The 22,530-nt window shown below is 37.8% G+C and carries 16 protein-coding genes and 2 pseudogenes; 11 read left to right on the top strand and 7 right to left on the bottom strand.

Annotation, left to right across the window (positions count from 1 at the left end; translation table 11 throughout):
- Positions 1–28: 28 nt before the first annotated feature.
- From QU01_RS06745 to QU01_RS06715, 7 genes are all read right to left on the bottom strand, one after another.
- Positions 29–727 carry a DNA-methyltransferase gene (locus QU01_RS06745; RefSeq protein ID WP_033763253.1) on the bottom strand — a complete coding sequence of 233 codons (699 nt, stop codon included), beginning with the start codon at positions 725–727 and terminating at the stop codon, positions 29–31.
- Positions 724–1,791, bottom strand: coding sequence for a DNA cytosine methyltransferase (locus QU01_RS06740; RefSeq protein ID WP_033763251.1), 1,068 nt, complete (start codon positions 1,789–1,791; stop codon positions 724–726). Before QU01_RS06740 ends, QU01_RS06745 begins: the two co-directional genes overlap by 4 nt.
- The gene (locus QU01_RS06735) at positions 1,788–3,011 is read right to left on the bottom strand and encodes an HNH endonuclease signature motif containing protein (protein ID WP_033763269.1); all 1,224 of its coding nucleotides are present in this window, start codon (positions 3,009–3,011) and stop codon (positions 1,788–1,790) included. Before QU01_RS06735 ends, QU01_RS06740 begins: the two co-directional genes overlap by 4 nt.
- Before the next feature lie 154 nt (positions 3,012–3,165).
- On the bottom strand, positions 3,166–4,434 hold the full coding sequence (locus QU01_RS06730; RefSeq protein WP_033763559.1) for a hypothetical protein: 1,269 nt from the start codon (positions 4,432–4,434) through the stop codon (positions 3,166–3,168).
- Positions 4,431–6,902, bottom strand: coding sequence for an adenine/cytosine DNA methyltransferase (locus QU01_RS06725; protein ID WP_033762761.1), 2,472 nt, complete (start codon positions 6,900–6,902; stop codon positions 4,431–4,433). The genes QU01_RS06730 and QU01_RS06725 overlap by 4 nt, the downstream gene beginning before the upstream one ends.
- 35 nt (positions 6,903–6,937) lie before the next feature.
- Positions 6,938–8,428 carry a sodium/proline symporter PutP gene (putP, locus tag QU01_RS06720; RefSeq protein ID WP_033762762.1) on the bottom strand — a complete coding sequence of 497 codons (1,491 nt, stop codon included), beginning with the start codon at positions 8,426–8,428 and terminating at the stop codon, positions 6,938–6,940.
- Positions 8,429–8,452: 24 nt separating this feature from the next.
- Complete coding sequence (locus QU01_RS06715; RefSeq protein WP_033762763.1) at positions 8,453–12,010, bottom strand: bifunctional proline dehydrogenase/L-glutamate gamma-semialdehyde dehydrogenase; 3,558 nt, start codon at positions 12,008–12,010, stop codon at positions 8,453–8,455.
- A gap of 327 nt (positions 12,011–12,337) precedes the next feature.
- Between QU01_RS06715 and QU01_RS06710 the strand changes: the two genes are divergently transcribed.
- From QU01_RS06710 to QU01_RS06660, 11 genes and pseudogenes are all read left to right on the top strand, one after another.
- Positions 12,338–12,547 (top strand): hypothetical protein, encoded by a 210-nt coding sequence (locus tag QU01_RS06710; protein WP_000849017.1) that lies wholly within the window; start codon positions 12,338–12,340, stop codon positions 12,545–12,547.
- A 306-nt stretch (positions 12,548–12,853) separates the two neighbouring features.
- On the top strand, positions 12,854–13,579 hold the full coding sequence (locus QU01_RS08100; RefSeq protein ID WP_154213347.1) for a M protein: 726 nt from the start codon (positions 12,854–12,856) through the stop codon (positions 13,577–13,579).
- A gap of 1 nt (position 13,580) precedes the next feature.
- Complete coding sequence (locus QU01_RS06700; RefSeq protein ID WP_080248387.1) at positions 13,581–13,982, top strand: transcriptional regulator; 402 nt, start codon at positions 13,581–13,583, stop codon at positions 13,980–13,982.
- Positions 13,969–14,541 (top strand): hypothetical protein, encoded by a 573-nt coding sequence (locus tag QU01_RS06695; RefSeq protein WP_033762766.1) that lies wholly within the window; start codon positions 13,969–13,971, stop codon positions 14,539–14,541. The genes QU01_RS06700 and QU01_RS06695 overlap by 14 nt, the downstream gene beginning before the upstream one ends.
- Before the next feature lie 10 nt (positions 14,542–14,551).
- Positions 14,552–16,983: pseudogene (locus tag QU01_RS06690) on the top strand (hypothetical protein).
- Positions 16,980–17,549 (top strand): hypothetical protein, encoded by a 570-nt coding sequence (locus QU01_RS06685; protein WP_033762767.1) that lies wholly within the window; start codon positions 16,980–16,982, stop codon positions 17,547–17,549. Before QU01_RS06690 ends, QU01_RS06685 begins: the two are co-directional and overlap by 4 nt.
- A 15-nt stretch (positions 17,550–17,564) precedes the next feature.
- Positions 17,565–17,825, top strand: coding sequence for a WXG100 family type VII secretion target (locus QU01_RS06680; protein ID WP_033762768.1), 261 nt, complete (start codon positions 17,565–17,567; stop codon positions 17,823–17,825).
- 10 nt (positions 17,826–17,835) lie between these two features.
- Entirely contained in the window at positions 17,836–19,224 is a 1,389-nt protein-coding gene (locus QU01_RS06675; RefSeq protein WP_033762770.1) for an HNH endonuclease signature motif containing protein, read from the top strand.
- Positions 19,194–19,619, top strand: coding sequence for an SMI1/KNR4 family protein (locus QU01_RS06670; RefSeq protein ID WP_033762771.1), 426 nt, complete (start codon positions 19,194–19,196; stop codon positions 19,617–19,619). Before QU01_RS06675 ends, QU01_RS06670 begins: the two co-directional genes overlap by 31 nt.
- Before the next feature lies 1 nt (position 19,620).
- Positions 19,621–19,968, top strand: coding sequence for a hypothetical protein (locus tag QU01_RS06665; protein WP_033762772.1), 348 nt, complete (start codon positions 19,621–19,623; stop codon positions 19,966–19,968).
- Positions 19,961–22,392 (top strand): annotated as a pseudogene (locus QU01_RS06660) (FtsK/SpoIIIE domain-containing protein). Before QU01_RS06665 ends, QU01_RS06660 begins: the two are co-directional and overlap by 8 nt.
- Positions 22,393–22,530 lie beyond the last annotated feature (138 nt).

Here is a 22,530-nt window from a genome sequence, read left to right as displayed (position 1 = left end):
ATAACACAATCTCATTCAAATAGCGTTTTTAAAACAAATTCAAACGCTTTTGGGCGGTTTGAAAATATTCTTTTTCTGATTCTATACCGATAAAATTTCGTTCTAAATTTTTGCACGCTAAGCCGGTGGTGCCGCTCCCCATGAAAGGATCTAGCACGATGTCATTAGGGTTTGTGTGGATGGAAATGATTTTTTCCATTAAGGCTAGGCTTTTTTGCGTGGGGTGTTTGACTCTTTCAATCCCGCTCACCACAGGGCTTTTTAAAATCAAAGGTCGTAAGTATTTTTCATTTTTGGGTTTGTTAAACACCCATTTGGCTTTCTTTTTGACCGCCCACAGAGCAAATTCCGTGTCCTGGACATAGCGCCGGTGGATATTTCTTGGCATGGGATTAGTTTTAACCCATTGGATAAAGTCTTTGACTACAAAGCCGTTTTCTTCTAAAAAATCAGCGATATAGCTTATAAACCTGTAAGAGCAAAAAATCACCATGCAGCCGTTTGGATTGATTAAGGGGGCGTAGCGCTTGATCCATTCTAAAAGCCTGAAATTTTTATCCCATTCCCCAAAATCTATGCCTTGCCTTTTAGCGCTCTTTAGGGTGGAAAAATTGTTTTTAACCGAAATGTTGTAAGGAGGGTCTGTGATGATCGCATCCACTTTTAAATTTTGCTGGTAAAAATCCTTGATGATTTCAAAAGCGTCAGCGTGGTGGATTTGTATCATTTTCTTAAGTTTTTTAAGATCGCTTTGCCTAAAGCTAGGGCTAGAAGAGGAGGCACAGCGTTACCGATTTGCTTGCAAACGCTCGTTTTATTGCCATAAAAGATATAATTATCGCTAAAACTTTGTATCCTGGCGGCTTCTCTGGGCGTGATAGAGCGGTGCAATTCGGGGTGGGAGTTGGTGCCATTACTGGGAGTGTCAAAGCGTGTGTCTATGGTGGGGCTGATTTTATTCCAATTTAAGCGCCCCCATGTGCTTTTGAATTGCTGTTTGCCATGCAAGTTTTTAGGCAAGCATTCTTTGCCTTGCTCTTTATTGATGAGCTTTAATTTCTCTAAAGCGGCTTGCGAGTGGTTGGTGGCTTGATGGTTGTATAATTTAGGGCTATCTTTTCGCATTAAAGCCTGATAGTTTGATTGGACAGGGTTTAAATAATCGCTCTCAAACGCCCCCTCATTAGAACAAAGATAGGCTAAATCGCTTATGGCCTCTTGAACATTCACGCTTTGAGAAGGCTCTAAAAGATTGAAATCAAAACTAAAACGACTAGCCCCTACAATAAAAGCCCTCTCTCTGTTTTGAGGCACACCATAATCTTTAGCGTTTAGGATTTGATAGCTCAATTGATACCCTAAAGCGTTCAACCTTTCTTTGATTTCTTCTAAAAAATAGCCTTTAGCGCAAGAGATTATGTTTTTCACGTTTTCAATGATAAAAATTTCTGGCTTTATGGCTTTGACTACTTCTATATATTCTAAGAATAAAAAATTCCTAGGGTCTTTTAGCCCTAAATTTTTCCCTTTATTAGAAAAGCCTTGACATGGAGGCCCGCCAATGATCATGTTGATTTCTAATTTTTTAGCTAGTTTGATGACTTTTTCTTTAATTTCAACTTGAGTGATGTCCCCACAAACACCTATAGCGTTTTTATGGTTGTTTTCAAAAGTAATTAAGGCTTGTTTATCGCAATCTAGCCCTATTAAAGCGTCAAACTCTTCTAAACACTCTAACCCAGCGCTAAAACCCCCGGCCCCACAAAATAAATCTAAAATTTTATAACTCATTTCAAGCTTTCATGAATACGATTAATAAGCGTTGGAAGATCATCGGTTTCAAAACGCAATTGCACAAACTCTAAGTTGTCTTTATTGCGATTGAGAATGTTTCTAATCAAGCGTTTTTGAAACCCTTCTGCACTAGCCCCCTTTTTTAAAGCCCTATGACAAGTAGGGCAGAGTTTAGCGAGATTTTCTAAAACATCTAATTCTTTATCTTTGCCTAAAGAAATCACATGGTGTATTTCAGTGTAGTAGGAATCAGATTTTTGAGTGATTTGATATAAAGGTAAAGAAATAAAACTTCTTTCTTTAATATGATATTTATCATAACATGCACTGCAAACATTAGGCGTTGAAATGCGATAAAAATTGATGATTTGGCTATCTCGCCTAAATTCCTCGCTTTTTTGAATAAACCCTAACTGCTCCCTTAATTTTTCAATGCTTTTGTCGTCCAAATCTTGTTGATAGATATTTTTAAAATAAAAATGAGCGCGTTCTCTAAAACCATTACCACGATACTCCGTTCTTGGTGGGTAATTTAACTTGTAATACCCATTATCATAAACAAGAGGCGTGTTAAAAATACGATCAGCGATTTTCTTTTTATAGGGGTTAAACAAACCGATATGGTATAAATACCAATCCAAATAAATTCTGAATTGAGCGTTTCGTTGGTGAATGCCTTGCGCGTATTCAGGTTGTAATTCCCTGAAATTAAAATTCAGCGCTTCGCTAGGGATATGGAAAAAATCGATCAAATAATTGAATTTTTTAAACTCTAAAGGGCTATCAAAGAAGTAATCTAAAGTTAAAAAATTTCGTTGCGTATCAATACTGCCCCTGCTTTCAAAAAACCCGCTCAAAAAGAGTTTTTGATTGGGGGTTATTGAATGAGAGCGGCTAAAAAAGTCGTTGTTTATGAGCGAGTTTAAAAGTTTCTTGTAAAAAGAGTTTTCATCTAAATTTAAGTCGTTTTCTAAAACAAAAATAAAAGTTCCTTTAATGTTTGTAACGCTCTCGTGATTAGATTGCCAAATTTGATGCACGCTTAAAGTATTGAGAGCTTCTAAAACTTCTGGCTTACTTTCTTCATAACCAACGATAAATTTTGAAGCCTTATAAGAACACACCCCATAAATACAACCATTTTTGATTTGGAAACGGCTCAACAACACCCCTAAATTAAAGGGATCAATAGCGTTTAAGAAGCGAGAAACAAGCACAGAGAACAATAAAATAACCTTTCATTTTTTAAAAGGATTATAAAATAGCGTCCATTAGTTTTTGTTTAAAGGGTTTAGGATGTTGTTAATAAGGCGTGTTTTAAGAAAGACCAAGGTAATTCAATCAGATTTTTCTAATCAGTTTAAATAAAATTTATTGAAATTGATTATTTGGGTTGAAAGCTCTTAAATCGTTTTTGGATTGCAAATATTGCCAACTTGGATCTTTGCTCTTGTTAAAATCAAAATAAAAAGTATCTATTGCTTGCAATAATTCCCATTTATTATTGACTTGAGAAAAGATAGTTGTATTGAGTCCTGTATTCAACACAAAAATATAATTGTCCCAATCATATACGCCTTGAATATCATTAGAAATTGTGGTTGTTTTAGCTAATAAACAGATGTATTGAAAATCTCTATCAATCAGGCGGGTTTGATTGTTAGGGTGGGCGTAAATAAAATGTTGATTGGGTGTGAGTGCGATAAGATTTTCTATATAGTCAGCAATAAGGGGAAAGTCTTGAATAGGGAAAATATGGTGTATTTGTGTGGCTTGCGTTATTTCATTTTCTCCTCTGACTTCAGAAAGAGAATGATTGAATCTATCATTATATTGTTTCACCACTTTCTTGGCTTTTAAAACAAGGTAGTTAGAATTAGCATTTCTTTTAGAGTTTATAAGATCGTATTCTTGTCTGGTGATATTTTTATCTTTTCCTATATCTCGCCAATTGATACGATTATAATTAAGCTCATCTTTTGTGATTATAGTGTTGGATAAAAACCCTTTTCTTGTGCCTTTTTTACCATAATAAAAAGCTAAAGGATTGATAATTTTAGTAAAAATCCTAAAACATTCTGTAGTGTTGTTAATTGCTGTGTTATCTATGGTAAAACGAGTAAAACCATCTTTTAGTTGTTTAAAACTTTCTGTGTCTTGTTTGTGTAAAAAATTGTCAAATATAGGATCAATCTCACTATCTATCAATACCTTTTGAATGTATAGAATAAGGAATTTTAAAGCGTTTGTTTCTCTTTGCATGAGATATTCTAATAACTCTATGTTTTGTATGGTATAAATATTCCTATTGCTAATTTTTCTTTCTGATAAAATACCGCTATAGGCTAATAATTTAATGGGCTGAGAAAAAAATTTATCATATTCATGCATGGAAAAGTCAGAATTTAAATCGGGCTTAGAAAAAATCATTTTAACATTTTCATTGGTGTAAGGGTTATCCCAAACATCTTTAATAGAAAATGATTTTTCAATGTCATCTTGAATCAATTCTAAAATACAATCAGCGACAATAGACAACACATCATGGGTGCATTTTTGATCTATCCATCGCGCATCTTGTGTTTTTCTAATGTCATAATCCCTAAGTTTTAAAAAATCAATAATTGATTGCTCTTTCATAAGCTACTCCTTAAAATTCCAAACCAAAAGCAACTCATGCTGTCAATATTTAAGGTGCGTGTTTGATAATTCCTAGCGATTTTATAAAAATCTCTAAATTCAACGCTAGAAATATAATCGCATTGTTTCTTGCTTAAAAATATAGGATTTTTAGGGATTAAAATAGCCACAGAACCATTAACCACATAGCCCTTTTCTTTTTTTAAAATCCTTGGTTTATAGGTCATATTAGGCGTTAGATAGACATCATCTCTATCTAAAAATAAGGCTATTTTGAATGGGCTTAAAACCTCTTTCTGAATGTAGCTATCGTAATTTTCAATACTAATAATCTTTCCGTTTTCATCAATATTGCGAGACTTGATCACACGAATACCATTTTTAACTAACACAGAATTAGTGATTTGTCTGTCTCTAAACACTTCAAAAATACCAAACTGCATGGAATGAAACACTCTATCAAAAAAAGCGTTGCGATAGATAACCCAATAGGGCAATTGTTTGTCAAAAATATAGCTTGGTTTTTGTTTGATGCTTAGATTTAGGGGTAATGAACGCGCTAAAACTTCTTTTGATTTTTGTGCAACAATAGCAATTGTTTCTACTAAAACGCCCTTAAAACCAAGCTCGCCAAAGTCTAAAATCGCTCCTACTCCCTTTTTCTCAAGCTTAGCCCTAGTTTCTGTATATTCTTTAGTATTTAAAAGGTTTTTAGGCATAACCATTGCTATAAAATTGGCTAATTTTAAAGACTTTTCTAAAAATATTCCTGCTAAATGAGTGAGTCCCAAACTATAATCTTTAAATTTTTCAAGCGTTTTGCCAAAAGGCGGATTGCCCACAATCAAATCCACCTTGTCGCATTCATAGGCTAGAAAGTCTTTGCAAATCAATTCCACTTCAAAATTGTTAGGAATGCAATCTTTATATAAAATCTCTAAAATTTCTAAACTATTTTCATCAATATCTATACACTTTAAATAAACTTTTTTAACAGAAGTGTATTTTTTAAAAAGAGCGCTTAAAAAATTCCCACACCCTACACTTGGTTCTATGATAGTAACGCTCTCTTGTTTAAAGCTTGGCAACAACTTTGCTATTTCATTAATAATAAAAGGGTTTGTAAAATACGCGCTTTTTTCTATGCGTTTAGAATTAGACATTTCTGCCAAACTCACTAAACTCGCTCTTGCAATCTTGCTTTTATTTTCTAAAATAAATCGTTTCAAATTTTTTGGCTCTAATAAATGGTGTGTTTCAATAAGCTTAATGATTTCTTTATGTTCTAAGTGGGTTTGAGACATGAAGTTTTTTATTTTTATAGCAATTTGCTTAAAAATAATCGTTGGAACAGCTTCGCCGATACTTTGTCTTATATTCATTTCGTTTTGTTTGGAGATTTTTTCTTTTTCTTGTTGGTTAAGGGCGTTCAATTCTTGCAATTCTAAATCTAACCACTTAAAACGGCTAGGGATATTCATTAAAAGCATCAGCTCTCTAATGGAAAACACTCTATCATCTTTGGGGTGGATCGTGTTTTGACTAGCCATTTGGTCGTTTCTTGTATGAATGCAAGGGGCAACGCTATGATATTTTTGTCTTTTATATTTATCGCCATTTTTAGAAGCATTCAAGACAATCTTATTGCCAACAACTCTATGAGGCTTTTTATTTAATTCTGTATTCTCAAACGCGCTTTGTCCTTCTTTTAAATCCTTAATCCATTCTTGCATATGTTTTGGATAAGTTCTAAAACTATGATAAAAATCTGTGCTATCATACTCGCCCCAAGTGAGTGGTTTTAACGACCCTATCACTTCTTTCAAGGTTTTTTCTTGTTTGAAATCAGGAAAAAATTCTAATGCGCTTACAAAATCTTTAAACTCTTTACAAACTCCTATCACTAAAGTTCTTGTTCGGCTTGAATTAGCCCCAAAATTTTTAAAATTGATTATCTCATCATAGATCGTATAATCGCCACTCAAATTTTGCTCTATCATAGCTCCTATTTCTAGCAAATTGTCATTTTTGTCTATACAGCCTGTTTTATAAAAACTAGAGACATTTTCTAAAATAAAAAATCTGGGCTTGATTTGTTTGATAAGCTCAACGCTCTCAATAATCAAAGAATTTCGTTTGATTTCATCGTTTTTCTTTTTGTGATTGGCGACACTCATGCCTTGACAAGGTGGGGTTGCTATGATTAAATCAACCCTATCATTACCAAATTTTTTAGAATAAAGTTCTATTTGTTTTAAAATGTTTTCTTTTGTTTCTCGCTCTTTAATATCCCCACTAATGTAGCTTTCATTCAATTTGCATTTGTGGTTGATCCTTTGGATATTCAAGCGTTTTTCTAAAATTTCATTGGTAGCAATACATTCAAAACCTTCTTCTAAAAGCCCATAACACCCCACTCCCGCCCCAGAAAATAAAGAAATATAAGTTAAAGTTTTATCCAAAAGCATAGGGGCGTTAAAAGACTACATAAGATCCATTCATCTCAATGCTTCAAGCTTTCAATTTCTTTAAGCATGGTTTCAAAAGCTTCTTTAGTGCCTGCTCGCACGCTAGAAAACAAACTAAACACCACAATAGCTATGCTCGCTGCAATAAAGCCCGGAACGATTTCATAAATATCCAAAAAGCTTTTACCAAACTTGTCGTATAAAATCACCGTGCTAGCCCCAGAGAGCATGCCAGCAATCGCTCCGATTCGTGTCATTCTTGACCAAAAAAGCGAAAACAAAATCACCGATCCAAAGCTCGCGCCAAAGCCAGCCCATGCGTAACTCACAATGCTAAGAATGCTAGCGTTTTTATCCGTTGAAATGAAAAAAGCGATGCAAGCCACCCCTAAAACCGAAAGCCTAGAAATGATCATCACCAATTTTTGAGGGGCGTTTTTATTAAAAATCGTCGCATAGAAATCTTCAGCAATGGTAGAAGAGCTTACAAGCAGTTGCGAACTAGCCGTGCTCATCACCGCCGCTAAAATCGCGCTCAATAAAATGCCTGTGATCCAAGGGTTAAAGAGCAATTGACTCATCACAATGAAAATCTTTTCAGGATCTTGCAAGCTCAAATTAAATTTATGCACATACGCAACGCCCAAAAGCCCCATAGCGCATGCCCCAAGCAAAGAAATGACCATCCAAGAAATACCAATAGTGGTCGCTTTAGGCACATCTTTAATGGAGCGGATAGACATGAAGCGCACCAAAATATGGGGTTGTCCAAAATAGCCTAACCCCCAAGCAAGGCTTGAAATAATAGCGACTATGCTAGAGCCTTGCAAAAAAGAAAGGTTTTCAGGCTTGATTTCTCTAATGATTTTAATGCCCTCTCCAACCCCCCCAAGATGGATTATCATCACAACCGGCACCACGATTAAAGCGCTCATCATCAAAAGCCCTTGAATCAAATCCGTCCAGCACACCGCCTTATACCCTCCTAAAAAGGTGTAAGAAACAATAATCAGCGTGCCGATGCTCAAAGCGTAGGTGTATTGGATCCCAAAGGTCGCTTCAAAGAGTTTGGCTCCGCTCACAAGCCCTGAAGAAATATAGAAAATAAAAAAGATTAAAATCACAAAGGCTGAAATCAGGCGTAAAATGTGTTTGTCATCGCTAAAGCGCGTTTCAAAATAATCTGAAATGGTGATGGAATTAGCGATCACGCTCGTATAAATGCGCAAGCGTTTGGCCACAAAAACCCAGTTAATGAGCGCCCCCAAACTCAATCCTATGGCGATGTGTGAGTTGATAAGCCCTCCCACATACAAAGCGCCAGGTAACCCCATTAAAAGCCACCCGCTCATATCACTCGCACCAGCGCTCAAAGCGCTAATCACAGGGCCCATGGAGCGATCGCCTAAGAAATAGTCTTCGGTTGTTTCATTTTGTTTGTAAAAATAAAAACCAATGTAGAGCATTAACAGCGAATAAACGACAAACATCGTAACAATAGGGGTGCTTAAAACAACATGTCCCATTTTTGATCTCCTTTTTTGCAATCTTTATTTTTCAGCACAGCATGACTTGTGGCAAGCGGGTTGTTTTAAAACCCTTGATCCTAAATTCCCGTAACGATGATAAGAGATGCTAACCGATCGCTCTAAGTGGTAATACAGCAATTCAAAACGCCCGTTCAAGCAGGGTTTAGTCGTGGCTAAAACCATCCCTAGAGCGCTCGCTTGTTCGTGCAATAAATCCAAATCGCTTTTTAAATAACGGATACGATTGAAAGCATGCAATTTCTCGCTAAATTTTTGCAAGCTTTCATAAACGATAGGGGCGTTTGCTTGGAGTGCTTTTAAGCATTCTAAGAAAAAGGTTAAATCCTTGTTCGCTCGCTCGTTTTCTGCACTGATTGTTAAAGGGATTTGAGAGGTTAAACATGCCAAAGTAACGCCTAACATATCGCTTAAGGTGTCCTTTTCGGTGATGCGATAACCCACGCTTTTAACTTTAGTGTAGGAAAAAAGGTTGTCTTCGCCTCTGATTTTGACATAGTCTTTAGTCTGGCTGAATTCATGCTTGTAATGGTAAGCGTAGCTCTTTGCCATAAAAATCGTGCGCTTCAACTCATGCGTATGCTCATCATAGCCTTTTTGAGTTAGTCTTTCTAACGCTTCGCTTAAAGGGTTGGTTAAAGCGTGATCATCCTCTTCTTCTTGGTCAATATTCACAAATTGCGTGATATAGTTAAAAATGCCTACCTTCCTCCCAAACCCCACGGCGGATTTTTTGATCCCCCCAAAAGGCTGTCTTAAAACAATAGCCCCTGTGGTGGGTTTATTGATATAAATATTACCGGCTTCAATGCGTTCTAAATAATATTCCCACTCCCTTTCGTCTAAAGACTCTAACGCGCTCGTAAGCCCATAGCCGGTAGAATTGACTATGTCTATCGCTTCGTCTAAATCTTGCGCTTTTATCACGGATAAAATGGGCGTAAAAAGCTCGGTTTGGTGCGTGAAATCGCCCTTTTTGGTGCCGTATTTGATGCTTGGCTTCATCAAATAGGGGTTATCATTCACAAAGCTTGCTGGGATTTCGTAATTTTCATAGCTTTTCAATTCATCTATGGCTTTAATGACTTTTTCATTAGGCTTGTCCGCTAGAGCGCCGATTTTGTTTTTGAAATCAAAAGGATCGCCCACGCTAAGGCTTAGAGTCGCATCTATCAAAGTCTTTTTGAAATTCTCATCTTCATAGACTTCTTTTTCTAACACTAAAAGCGAAGTGGCAGAGCATTTTTGCCCCGAATTGCTAAAAGCTGAATGGATAACATTCTTAATCGCTTGATCCCTGTCTGCCATTTTACTCACAATGGTGGCGTTTTTACCGCCTGTTTCAGCACTCAAGGCTAAAGTGGGGTTAGCTTTTAGCATTTTATAAGCGGTGTCTTCGCCCCCCGTTAAAATGGCAAACTGGATGCTTTCATCTTTTAAAAGGTGTTCGCTAATATCGCTCCCTTTAGAGGGCAAGTAAATGAGCGCATCTCTAGGCACGCCCGCATCCCAAAAGCACTCACAAAGCTTATAACCCGTTACGCTAGACAAACTTGAGGGCTTGTAAATCACCCGATTGCCCGCAGCTAGGGGGGCAGCGATAGTGCCTACAGAAATGCCCACAGGGAAATTCCATGGAGCGATGACCACGCCCACGCCTTTAGGGGTGAATTTCGTTTTTTCATTTTGCTCTTGTAACACCCTTAAGCTATAAGGGTAAAACTCTAAAAAGTCAATGGCTTCGCTCACTTCAGCGTCCGTTTCAGCGAAAGTCTTACCCACTTCTAAAGCCGAAATCCCTACTAAATCGCCTCTCCTTTCTCTAAAAAGCTGGGCGGTTTGACTCATTAAGGCATGGATTTCTGTAAAGCTTTTTTGACTGAAATGACTCTTATCGCTTTTAGCCACTTCTAGAGCTTTTAAAATCGCTTCTTTATCCGCTAAATGCACGCTGGCGATTTTTTTATGATGGATTTTATCAAAGACTTCCAAAGGGGTTAAATTAGGATCTTCAAACCTCCCATCTATTTCTGGGTAAAGCTCTAAAATAGGAGCGTTATGCATTTTATCGCGCACTTTTTTAGCCCACTCTCGGTTGGCTTTTAAAATAAAATCGGTATCGCTTTCGTTTTTAAAGGAGTGGTTTGGGTAGGTGGTATGCCCGCTTTGCTTGGCGTTTCTGTCTTGGGTCCTGTGGGTGGCATTGTCTAAAGTGGCGATTCCTTTAAGGCTGTTTAAAAAGCGTTGCTCTTGGTCTTTCCATTCGCTCGTGCCTACTTTGAGGTTGAAGAAAGCTTTCATGAAATTATCGCTTGAGGTGTTTTCATCTAACCTTCTCACCAAGTAAGCGATCGCATTGTTGAAATGCGCTTCATCGCACACCGGCGCATAAAGAATGAGCTTGTGCATTTCTTTTAATTCCTGGCTCGCTTGCAAGCTCATGCCCTCTAGCATTTCAAAGCTAAAATGCTCCAACACAATAGGGTCATTAAGGGCATGGATGCGCGTATAGACATAAGCGATTTCAAAAATATTATGGCTCGCTGCACCAACATGAATGTATTTATAATTATCGCCCTCTAAAACAAAATCCAGCATTTTATTGTAATTAGAATCGGTGTCTTGCTTATTGGAAAATGTGGGTAACGCCCAGTCTTTCACGGAAGCGATCGTCTCTTCGCTCTCCATGTTCGCTCCCTTAACAAAGCGGATTTTAATGGGCTTTAACCCTTTTAAAACCCTTTCTTTAGAAAAAGCGTGCAGTTTTTTCAAATATTCATAAGAATCAGGGATATAAGCTTGCAACACAATACCGGCGTTCAAATCAAATTTAGCGATAGACTCCATAAAAGACTCCACCGTGAGCTCTAAATCCCTAAATTCTTCCATATCTAAGTTGATGAATTTAGGCATGCCTTGCTTTTTTTCTTCTTCTAAGGCTAAAGAATAGAGAGCGTCTAGGCGTTTGACAATCTCTTTTTTAGAGTATTCAAAATCAAGGATATTGATTTGAGAAAAAATCGTCGTGATTTTAATGGAAATGTATTGGATGTAGTTGGATTTTAGGGCTTGAGAGTATTTTTCAAAACGCGCATTAGCTTCTTCTTCGCCTAAAACCTCTTCGCCAATAAAATTCACGTTCAAAATGATTTTTTCATTTTTTCTTTTTAAAATCCGCTCTTTTAATTGGCTCTCTTCTTGATCCAAGACCATCGCTTTCGTGTCGCTTCTGATTTTATTGACAAAGAAAGGCACGCTCATATCAGGGAGCATTTTCCCAAAGCTTAAAAACCCCATTAAAAGCAATTTTTCAAACGGAGAAAAAATCTCACGGCTTTTGTATTTGTCTAAAACATGCTCAATCATTTCAAAGCGGGCTTTATTGTCCAGGCATCTAAAACTCCGATCCATAAGCTCTATGAGCATGACTTTGTTTTCAGGGTTGTTTAAAAGCTTTTGCATTTTAGAGTGGAACGCTTTTTCTTGTTCGCTCAAATGGTTACTGATACTATCTTGCAGTTTTTTAGCTAATTCTAGTGAATCGTCAATGATTTTTTGCATGAGCTTACCTTTTATTTAAGAATTTGGCTTGATTGTAGCATGTTTTAAGCGGGTGGCTTTAAGTCTTATGGGTTGGTAATGTTTTTTAATTTTAAATTTTGTTCTAGAGGTAATTAATTCTCATTCCAACCTTTTTGAGTTTATCACGCATTTTTACACAATGATAAGAATTTGAGTGATAATTTGTATTGTTTTTAGCTTCATTTACTTTTCGTTTAAAAATGAATTATAAAATTCGCATCGTGTAATTTAAAGTTTAGCTTATTCAATTAAACGATTTTAAATTAAACGGATTTATAACAAATTTTACAAAACAAAGGATATAAAATGAAAACAATTAAAAATGGTATTATGATTGGCACACTCGGTGCGTTGTTATTGAGCGGTTGTTCTAGCTTTGATACTCAGCGTTTCGCTTGTCTCCCTAAAGACCATTCTTCAAAAGACGCTTCTACCAAAAAAGAAGCGCAATACATGCCTAAGGGCTTTTTTGACCCTTATTCTTCTAACTTAAACCACTGGGATTCTACATTCTAGGGGTTTGTTAGAGGGGGCGAAAGGGGGGGATAATAAAGCTCATTTTAAGTTTTCCCAAATTACAATAACAATTTTATTAACATTGATATGATATAAGAGGAGATATTCTTACGAGTGGTGCTCATATTGTAGAAAATACGAATAATGAGAAAATAGAAAATACGATTACTTTAAACCCAACTGCTTCCACTCCCCCCCTCCAATAATGAAGAGCTTTTAAAATCTATTAGAGATCTTAAAGATCGCGTTAAAAAATTAGAAGACAAATTAGAAGACTTTGAACCCCTTAGAAAAATCTCTCATCTTATAGGCTCTTTCTTTTCGCTTGGAAAATCTTCTAACGACACCCAAGAAAACTCAAAAGACGCTCAAAAATCCACCAATTTCCAAGAGAAATACACCAAGCCGACTGAAACCACCGAGCTGACTGAAAAAAATCAGAGGCTAACCACAGAAAAAACAGAATTAAATAACAAGATTACTGGATTAGACACAGAAAAAGAAAGGCTAGAAAGAGAAAATAAAAATCTAACCACAGAAAAAGAAAACCTAACCACAGAGCTATCAACAGCAAAAAGCCAAGCCGAAAAAACGAGCCAAAAACTAAACGAACTAGAGCAAAGACACGCTCCATACCAAAAATTAGAAAAACTCTATGAAGTCTTTTTGGAAGTCAAAGATCGCTTGAATTTTAATTTTGTAGCAACAACTCACAGCGCAATGGATTTGATCGCATCTGTTCTTAGCGATAGCAAATACTATGTAGAAAGCCTTTATAACAAAGCGAGCCAAGAATTAAGCGATAAGAGGAGCGATAAGGGCGAAAAATTAGCTGAATTGTTTGATTTGCTTTTTGAGTACATTAAGGATAGTAAATTTGAGCGTTTGAAAGAGCCAAGTGCTTATGACCATTCATGCAAAACGCTATACTCAGAGCAAAACGCTTCTCAAAAGAAGCAAAGAGTGGTCTTAAGAGGCTACACATACGACAAAAAAATAGCATGTCACACTATCGTGGATATGGGATCATAAAATGGGAACATTGATAGAAAAATGGTTTGGCTTCTCTCCAATCAGAGAAGAATTAGAAGCGCGTATCGGTGAGTTAGAAGACGAAAACACCGAGTTGTTAAGAGAAAGAGAATACTTAGCTGCAGAAACTAGCGAGTTAAAAGACGCTAACAACCAATTACGGCAAGCTTTAGAAAACTCTAACGCTCAATTAGCACAAGCTAAAGAAAAAACAGCCAAAGAAAAAACCGAGCTGGAGCGAGAAATCGCGTGCTTAAAGAGTTTAGAGGCTATAGACAAAAGCGATCTGGACTTGGATAACAAGCGTTTAGCGAGCACAAACCAGGATTTAAAACGCCAAAACCGAAAATTAGAAGAAGAGAACATCGCCCTCAAAAAGGAGGTTGGTAATGTCATTGCGTGAGTTAGAAAATAAAAACGCCGAATTGTTAAGAGACAGAGAAAGGTTATTTACAAAAAATAGAAAGCTAGTCGCAGAAAGAGATTTTCTAACCTATCAGCTTAATGCATCACAAAAGCAAGTGCAAGCGTTAGAACAATCTCAGCAAGCTTTAAAAAATGAAAAAGCCGGGCTGACTCACGAAAACACCAAGCTAAAAAATGAAAAAACAGAGCTGACTGAAAAAAATCAGAGGCTAACCACAGAAAAAACAGAATTAAATAACAAGATTACTGGGTTATCAACAGAAAAAGATAATCTAACTAAAGAAAAAGAAAACCTAACTAAAGAAAAAACAGAACTGATTGAAAAAATCAAAGTGCTAGCCACAGAAAGAGATGAGCTTATCGTATCGCACCAAGAAAAAAGCGATCTGGACTTGGATAACAGGCGTTTAGCGAGTGCAAACCAGGATTTAAAACGTCAAAACCGAAAATTAGAAGAAGAGAATATCGCCCTCAAAGAGAGGGTTGATGGCTTGAAAGAGCAACTCTTCACATTGCAACCACAAAAACCACAATAAAGGAAATATCATGGTAAACCCCTTACAAAGTTTAAGACTGCCTCTTGGCCACCCCTTAGTAGAGAAGCTGTGCAAGCTGTCTTTAAACAATAAAGCCGCATTCAATGAAAAAAGTAAAGTCAGTTACAAAGAAGAAGTGTCAAAAGAAGATCGAACTAAGTTTGAACAAGCGCTGCGGGTGCTTCATGCGATCGTCAATAATGAGACTTCTTTAAGGTATCTTTCTGATGAGAATCAAAAATTCATAGAGGGTTTAGCACAAGCTGACAAGATCACTAATGAGCTTGTGGAAAAAACCTTAGAGATCGTTTCTACTAGCGATGTGGATGTGGATTTTGAAAAATTTAAAAAATTGATGCTCAAGGTGGATAGTGTAGCGGTAGGCCTTAAGAGCTATAGCCAAAGCCAATTGCTTGATTTAAACGGAGGGCATTGGGATTTAGAGGTGCCTAGCGCGCCTAAAGAAAGCGTAACCTTTAGGTTTGATAATTTACCCAAAGACTCTAGCAGCAAAGAAGAGAATTTCTATGCCCGTTCAAGTTTGAAAGACTTAAACAAGCAGGGTGTTGTCGCTATTGACTTTGGGACTAAAAGCACGACCGCAAGCTATATGGATAAGACAGGAACATACCGCTTACTCTCTATTGGCGGGCTAGTAGATGACACAAGCCTAACCAAGTTTGAAAACCCCACGATCATGGAGTTTAGATATAAAGAAAACTTTCGTAACGCTTATAACGCGCTAGATCACCGCCCTTTCACAGAAAAGAACGATATAGAAGTGGCGCATGAAGCCCAAAAGAATGCTACAGGCGTTAAAGGGAATGATTTGTATCGGTTTTTTTCTCAATTGAAGCAATGGGCTGGAGCGGATGAAAAACAGAATTTTAGGGATTTTGAAGAGGATTTTTCTTTAGAGAGCTTCACTAACTGCACGGGTTTTAACCCCATAGAAATCTATGCTTACTGCATCGGACGCTGCATCAACAACATGCAAAATGGCGTGTTTTTGAAATACTTTTTATCCTACCCCATCAAGTATGAAAAGCATCAGGCTGAAAAAATCAGAGAGAGTTTTGAAAGAGGCTTGAAAAAATCCTTACCCAGGCATGTTTTTGACGATGAAAAAACGGCTAAAGCTTTCAAAGTGGAATTAAAAGCGAGCGAGCCTTGCGCGTATGCCATTAGCGCTTTAAAAAGCTATGGGTTTGATAAAACAGCAAAATTAGACAAGCCCATTTATTACGGGGTGTTTGATTTTGGGGGCGGGACGACGGATTTTGACTTTGGCAAATGGGAAAAAACGCTAACCCTAAATTCGCTTACAAAATGACGCATTTCAGCGGTGGAGGGGATAAATATTTAGGCGGTGAGAATTTATTGGAATGGTTGGCTTGGGAAGCGTATGCCAAAAATTTCCAAGAGCTGAAAGCAAAAGACATCGTCATCGCTAAGCCCAACTATGACAGGATCGATACGCAACGCTTTGGATCGTTTATGCAAAACTCCAGAGAAGCGCGCTTGAATTTGCAAGAGATCGCTTCTCAATTACGCCCTTTTTTAGAAAATCTAGACGCTAATATCATAGAAGCGATAGAAGAAGGCGAAGAGTTTGAGATAGAAGGCTTTGAAAAGGAATTTAAAGTCCAGCTGTTTGATAGGAATGGGAATGAAGTAGAAGAAGACGGATTCAAAGTGGATTGCAAAGAGCTTTTAAAATTCTTAAAAGACAAGATAGATGACGGCGTTGCCAACTTCTTTGCCGGATTTTCTAAAGTGATGGCTGAAAACATTGATGATCAGTGTCGGGCGTTTCACATTTTCTTAGGCGGGAATGCGAGCCGTTCGGTGTTGGTCAAACAAGCGTTTGAAAACGCCAAAGAAAAGCAGCTCAAAGATTATAAGCAAAAGACTTCTAAAGATGATTTTAAATTCATTCTTTATGAGCCGCTAGGCACAGAAGCCTCAGACAAACAGATTTTAGAGCTTACAGGAGAAGATGTCTCTAACACGCCCGCTTATTTGAAGCCCACTTGCAAAACCGGGGTGGCTTTTGGGCTTTTAGAAAGCAGACCCAAAGCAGGCGGGATTGAAAGGCCCTCCATAAGCGCCAACCCTGTGTTTAAATACGATTTAGGCATTGAGATAGAGGGGAAATTCCACGCTAAAATCCATAGGGATTCTTTAAAGCCTAATGAATACCAGATTTTCCAAACTAAAGAGAAATGGGGAGGCTTTGATGAGCTAGAGATACGCTACAGCGACAAAGCCCTAGCCAACACCAACACTCTAAACATTCAAGACACGCAAATGATTCCCATAGCGCTAGAAGAACATGAAGAAGTGGATGTGAAAGTGTGCTGCGTGGATTCCCAAAGCATTAAAGTGGGGCTGTTTAAAGACGGCCAATTAATCTATGAAAGCGAGGCAGAAAAATTATGATGACTAAGAACGCTTACGCGTTTGTCGTGATTGAAGAAAAAATTATGGCATTTAAACACACCAAAGATAAGGGGCTAATCCCTATCACTGAAAGCTTTGCGCCTTTAAAAGAGGGCTTTTTGAAAAGTTTTAAAGAGCGTTGCAATTTGGAATTTTTAGAAAACTTAGACCTTTTGTTTTTGTATGATTACCCGTTTTCAAGCGAGGTTTTTTCCTTGTGTAAGGATTTAAAAAATTCCATTTGGGACAGGAAGCTTGTGGTAGCGCTAGTGGAGGCTTTAGAGGGGTTTAAGGATTGGAATTTGTCTCTTAAAATAGAAGACAAGCATTCTAACAGCTTGGGTAATGGCATTCAAAAATTGCTCACCAACGCTGATTTAGGGAGCAACCATAAAACAATCGTGATAGACAGCATGAAAACATACCACCAAAGCCAGCAAGAAAAATACAAAAGAGAAAGAGGCGAAACGCTAGAGGTTCGCCCCACAATACCCCCTAGCTATGGGGGTGGAAGCATTAGAATCAGCGGCGATAAAAAGCCTGATTTTGATGAAGAAAATTTTTAAAAGAAAGGACAACCGATGAGCAAAGTGCAAATGGATACCGAAGAGGTCAGAGGGTTTGCGGAACATTTAGAACGCTTTAAAGAGTTATTGAATGATGAAGTGAATGACTTGAGCAACCATTTCCATAATTTAGAATCATGGCAAGACGCTAAAAGAGAGAGATTTAGCGAGGTGGTGGATAACTTGAAAGGCACTTTCAATGAATTTGATGAGGCCGCACAAGAGCAAATCGCATGGCTTAAAGAGAGGATTAGGGTTTTAGAGCAAGATTATTAAGGGGTGGTTTATGGCTGAATGGAAAACGGACACAGAAGAAGTCAAAGAGGTTGTTGGAAGATGCAGGGAATTTAAAAGAACCCTGCAAGAAGAAAAATGCAGTCCATTTATCAAAGACCTTGATAGTTACGCGCTAAAAATCATAGTAGAGTGCAGAAAAATTGAAATGCAATTGGAAAAAGCCATAGGAGAATTAAAAAAAGCCATAAAGGAGCGAAGTGGTTTTTGGGGATTTCTTGGGGAGCTTGGGAGAGATTTTGGTAATGCGGTAGGGTCGGTTATCCCTCCTGTTAAATTAGGCGCTGAAGCTTGTGAAAAGGGCTTAAACCTTATGGAAGACAATATAGAAAAATGGGAACACAATGTAAGGTTATTAGAACGAATGCTTGAAATCTACGCCACTCAAGCCAAAGCGAGCGTGGATCTTGTGAATCAAGCTTGGGAGAGCGTTAAAAAGAGGTTGCATTTTTATACTGATAAGCACCAGGAATTTATCAGGCGTTTGAAACAAGCGAGCGATGCGATAGATAACGAATACAACTTTCCAACCCCAGGCGTTTTAATGGAATACGATTTTGAACGGCCTACTATCTCTTATACCCCTAAAAAAAGCGTTTTTAATGAACGATTGAAAGATTTGAGGGAAGATTTTAGCTTTTCTTTATACGCTGATTTGAAAGACAGAATCAACGCTTCTTCTAAGCCAGATCGCGCTAAAGCGTCTAAAGATCGAGAGTTGGAAAAAAATCTAGAGGATTTGATGCCAAGCGTTTTAGGCGTGCCTTCTTATAACGAAAGCTTGACTCTAGCCAAAAATCATTGCGTTAAAAACTGCAAGAAAGTTTTACAAGATTTTGCAGAAAAAATCAAAGAAGCCCCTAACGATTCAAACGCTATCAATGAAGCTTTTGATAATTTAGAAACAGAGTTGGAGCGCGCTACAGAAAATTTGAGCCAAAAAATAGCGCCCATCTTAGAGCAGTATGAAAACTATAAGCGCCAAGCGTTGGGTTATGGCGAGTTTTTAGAAAAAGAAAAAGAGAACTTTATTGTAGATGAGCAAAACCCCTATCCGGAAGAAGTCCGCTTTAATGAGTTGCGTTTAGCGGAATTTGATAGCGTTTTTAGCGTTATTGTGCCTTTAGAGGATTTAGACAAAACCGCATGCGCTCATCATGCCCTAAAGGCTTTAGAAGCTACGCTTAAAGACAACGGTTTGGGCTTTGATGCGACAGAGTTGGAACAGATCGCAAAAGATTTCATTCCTAAGGGGTATTTGTGGCATTTTGACGCGAACGTTTTAGGGAATGTGGCGTTGGTGAGAGAAGAGTTATTATTATGCGTGAAGCACACGAAAGGATATTCACTATGGACAGAATTTCTACAGAAACAGAATTGAATTGGGAATTTGTAGAGCCGCTCAATGACAAGGCGTTGAATGGGTTAGAAGATCAATTAAAAATGGGGTTGATCGATGCGTTTAAGGACTTTATCAGGCGATCAAACTATGGTTTTAGCCAATGGCGTTCTTTTATGGTGGGAAACAAGTCTTACGCATTCAAACATGTTTTGAACTTCAATTTAGAGGGCAAGGGCTTATTTGCTGATTTTATGCAGAGCTTAAAAGAATGGTTAGAGCCTGAAGAAATTATCTTCGCTAATGACGGGTATGGGGGGTATTATCTTTTGAATATGGCTAGCGATGTGGTGCTGTTTTTAGACACTGATGATGGCTCAAAACATGCGCTGTTGCACCTTAAAATGTTTTTGAAAAAACTGGAATCAAGGGGTTAAAATGCTTTCTCATGAAGTTTATTTGGAGGGTTGCACCCTTGAATTAAGAAAGATTTGCGATGATTTTGAAAAAAATGCCATGCAAGATGATTTAGGGCAGAAACTTAAAAGTGAGGCGCTAGAGGACATGCTAAAAATCGCGCATGATTTAGAAAATTTAGAGCAGGAAACTCAATACCAAAGAAGAAAAATCAACGAGCAAATTGAAGAAGCCAAGTCTTTGGAGGGGCGAATTGATATGAATTTCCATCCACCAAGCGAAATTGATAAGCTTATGCGTGAAGCCAAAGAGCATGAAAGAGAAGCTAAGAGGCGCTATGATGAATATCTTAAGGATAAAGATGATTGATGCGGGTAATTTATTAAAAGAACTGGACGACGCCTTAGATAAAGTTATCGCTAAAAAAGAGCCAGAGAGTTTTCTTAGGCCATCCACTTTAAAAATAGAGGACTATCAAAAGAGTATCAGGCAAATTCAAGCGCAATTCACAGACGCGCCACAATTCAATGAAATAGGCACTTACCCACAATTTTTAAGCTGTGGTTTATTGGAAATTAAAGGCAAGAATGGCGCTAATATGGATTTTTGCTTGCCTAAAGTTTATCCTTTCCCTCCTAAAAGTTTGTATATAGAGCATGAAAAAGACGGGCAGTTTTTGAGAGAAATGCTCATGCGCTTACTCTCCAGCACGCCTTTAGTGCAACTGGAAGTGATTTTGATTGATGCACTGAGCTTGGGGGGCATTTTCAATCTGGCCAGAAGGCTTTTAAATAAAGACAATGATTTTATTTACCAGCAAAGGATTTTAGCTGAAAGCAAGGAAATAGAAGAAGCCCTAAAGCATTTGTATGAATATTTAAAGGTTAATTTGCAAGAAAAATTGGCCGGTTTTAGAGATTTTGCGCATTATAATGAAGAAGCCAAAGACCGCTTGCCTTTAAAAGCGCTTTTTTTAAGCGGGGTGGATGCTTTGAGTAAAGACGCACTTTATTATTTGGAAAAGATCATGCGTTTTGACTCTAAAAATGGGGTTTTGAGCTTTGTCAATTTGGAGAGCGAAAAAAACAATCAATCCGCAGAAGACTTGAAAAAACATGCGGAGTTTTTTAAAGATACGACAAGTTTTGAACGCTTTAAATACCTTAATGTGGAAGTGATCAACGATCAAGGTATTAAATCCCAACACATGCAAGACTTCGCTGATAAAATCAAAGCGTATTACGAGAAAAAGAAAGCAGTTAAAAGGGAGTTGAAAGCCTTACAAAAAGACGAAAAATTTTGGACTAAAAGCTCTCAGTATGAAGTAAGCGTGCCGGTGGGGTGGGATATTAACCATAAGGAAGTGTGTTTTGAAATCGGTAACGCACAAAACCACACGCTCATTTGCGACCACAGCGGGAGCGGGAAATCCAATTTCTTGCATGTGTTGATCCAAAATTTAGCCTTCTACTACGCGCCCAATGAAGTCCAACTTTTTTTATTAGATTATAAAGAGGGAGTGGAATTTAACGCATACACAGATCCGATTTTAGAACATGCGAGATTGGTGAGCGTGGCGAGTTCGGTGGGTTTTGGTGTTAGTTTTTTAAGCTGGCTTTGTGATGAAATACAAAAAAGAGCCGAGCTGTTCAAGCAGTTTAATGTGAAAGATTTAAGCGATTACCGAAAGCATGAAAAAATGCCCAGATTGATTGTAGTGGTTGATGAATTTCAGGTGCTTTTTAGCGACAACTCCACTAAAGGGAAAGAGAGCGTGGAACGATCTTTAAACACTCTGCTTAAAAAGGGCCGCAGCTATGGAGTGCATCTAGTTTTAGCCACTCAGACCATGCACGGCGGTGAAATTGATTCAAGCTTTAAGGCTCAAATCGCTAACCGCATCGCTTTGCCTATGGATGCAGACGACAGCACTAAAATTTTGGACGATGATGCGGCTTGTGAGCTTGTCAGGCCAGAAGGCATTTTCAACAACAATGGGGGCATCAAAAATACCACACTAAGATGAGTATCCCTAAAGCCCCTGATGATTTCAAATCTTTTCTCACAAAAATACACGCTGAATTTAACCAAAGAAATCTCATCTCCATAGATCGTAAAATCTATAATGGCGAGACACTTTTAAAAATGCCCAATATCCTTAAGGCTAATGAAATGCGTTTGCATCTGGGCAAAAAAGTGGATTATGAGCAAAAGGACCTGATAGTGGAGTTTGAAAGTAACGAATCGCATTTGTTGGTGGTGAGCCAAGATTTAAACGCTCGCATCGCTTTAATGAAGCTTTTCACTCAAAATTTCAAGACCGCCAACAAAGAGTTGCTCTTTTATAACGCCGAAAAACGCCTTGTGAGAGAACTTGATGGGTTGAAAAAACACCACATCACGCCCATGCAAAGCCCTCTAGGGAGCGTTTTAGACACCGCCATGAGCCCTAACAGCGTGCTTGTGATAGACAATCTCAACGAAGCCAAAGAGTTGCACGACAAAATAGGGGTGGAAAAGTTAAAATCGTTTTTAGAAAAAGCCATAGACAACGAGCAGTATTGCGTCATTTTTGCGCATGACTATAGGCAAATTAAAAATAATTACCATCTTGACAAGTTAAAAGATTTGTTAAACAACCACTTCAAGCAATGCCTGGCCTTTAGGTGCAATGGGGAAAACTTAAACGCTCTCCAAAGCGGTTTACCTTTACCAAGCGAACTCAACGCGCTATTGATAGAGCTTTCCAAAGACAGCCACACTGAGTTTAGGCCCTTCAGCTTACAAGATTAAAAAAAGGGGGGAGTTAAAAAAGAGAGTTAAAAAAGAGAGTTAAAAAAGAGAGTTAAAAAAGAGAGTTAAAAAAGAGAGTTAAAAAAGAGAGTTAAAAAAGAGAGTTAAAAAAGAGAGTTAAAAAAGAGAGTTAAAAAA

This window comes from Helicobacter pylori SA221C (assembly GCF_000476855.1).
Classification (GTDB): Bacteria; Campylobacterota; Campylobacteria; order Campylobacterales; family Helicobacteraceae; genus Helicobacter; species Helicobacter pylori_DK.
This window is presented reverse-complemented; position numbering and strand designations above follow the sequence as displayed.

Coding starts and splice junctions, on each gene's coding strand:
- QU01_RS06745 (WP_033763253.1), bottom strand. CDS start 727: ATGATACAAATCCACCACGCTGACGCTTTTGAAATCATCAAGGATTTT.
- QU01_RS06740 (WP_033763251.1), bottom strand. CDS start 1,791: ATGAGTTATAAAATTTTAGATTTATTTTGTGGGGCCGGGGGTTTTAGC.
- QU01_RS06730 (WP_033763559.1), bottom strand. CDS start 4,434: ATGAAAGAGCAATCAATTATTGATTTTTTAAAACTTAGGGATTATGAC.
- QU01_RS06725 (WP_033762761.1), bottom strand. CDS start 6,902: ATGCTTTTGGATAAAACTTTAACTTATATTTCTTTATTTTCTGGGGCG.
- putP (WP_033762762.1), bottom strand. CDS start 8,428: ATGGGACATGTTGTTTTAAGCACCCCTATTGTTACGATGTTTGTCGTT.
- QU01_RS06715 (WP_033762763.1), bottom strand. CDS start 12,010: ATGCAAAAAATCATTGACGATTCACTAGAATTAGCTAAAAAACTGCAA.
- QU01_RS06710 (WP_000849017.1), top strand. CDS start 12,338: ATGAAAACAATTAAAAATGGTATTATGATTGGCACACTCGGTGCGTTG.
- QU01_RS06700 (WP_080248387.1), top strand. CDS start 13,581: ATGGGAACATTGATAGAAAAATGGTTTGGCTTCTCTCCAATCAGAGAA.
- QU01_RS06695 (WP_033762766.1), top strand. CDS start 13,969: ATGTCATTGCGTGAGTTAGAAAATAAAAACGCCGAATTGTTAAGAGAC.
- QU01_RS06685 (WP_033762767.1), top strand. CDS start 16,980: ATGATGACTAAGAACGCTTACGCGTTTGTCGTGATTGAAGAAAAAATT.
- QU01_RS06680 (WP_033762768.1), top strand. CDS start 17,565: ATGAGCAAAGTGCAAATGGATACCGAAGAGGTCAGAGGGTTTGCGGAA.
- QU01_RS06675 (WP_033762770.1), top strand. CDS start 17,836: ATGGCTGAATGGAAAACGGACACAGAAGAAGTCAAAGAGGTTGTTGGA.
- QU01_RS06670 (WP_033762771.1), top strand. CDS start 19,194: ATGGACAGAATTTCTACAGAAACAGAATTGAATTGGGAATTTGTAGAG.
- QU01_RS06665 (WP_033762772.1), top strand. CDS start 19,621: ATGCTTTCTCATGAAGTTTATTTGGAGGGTTGCACCCTTGAATTAAGA.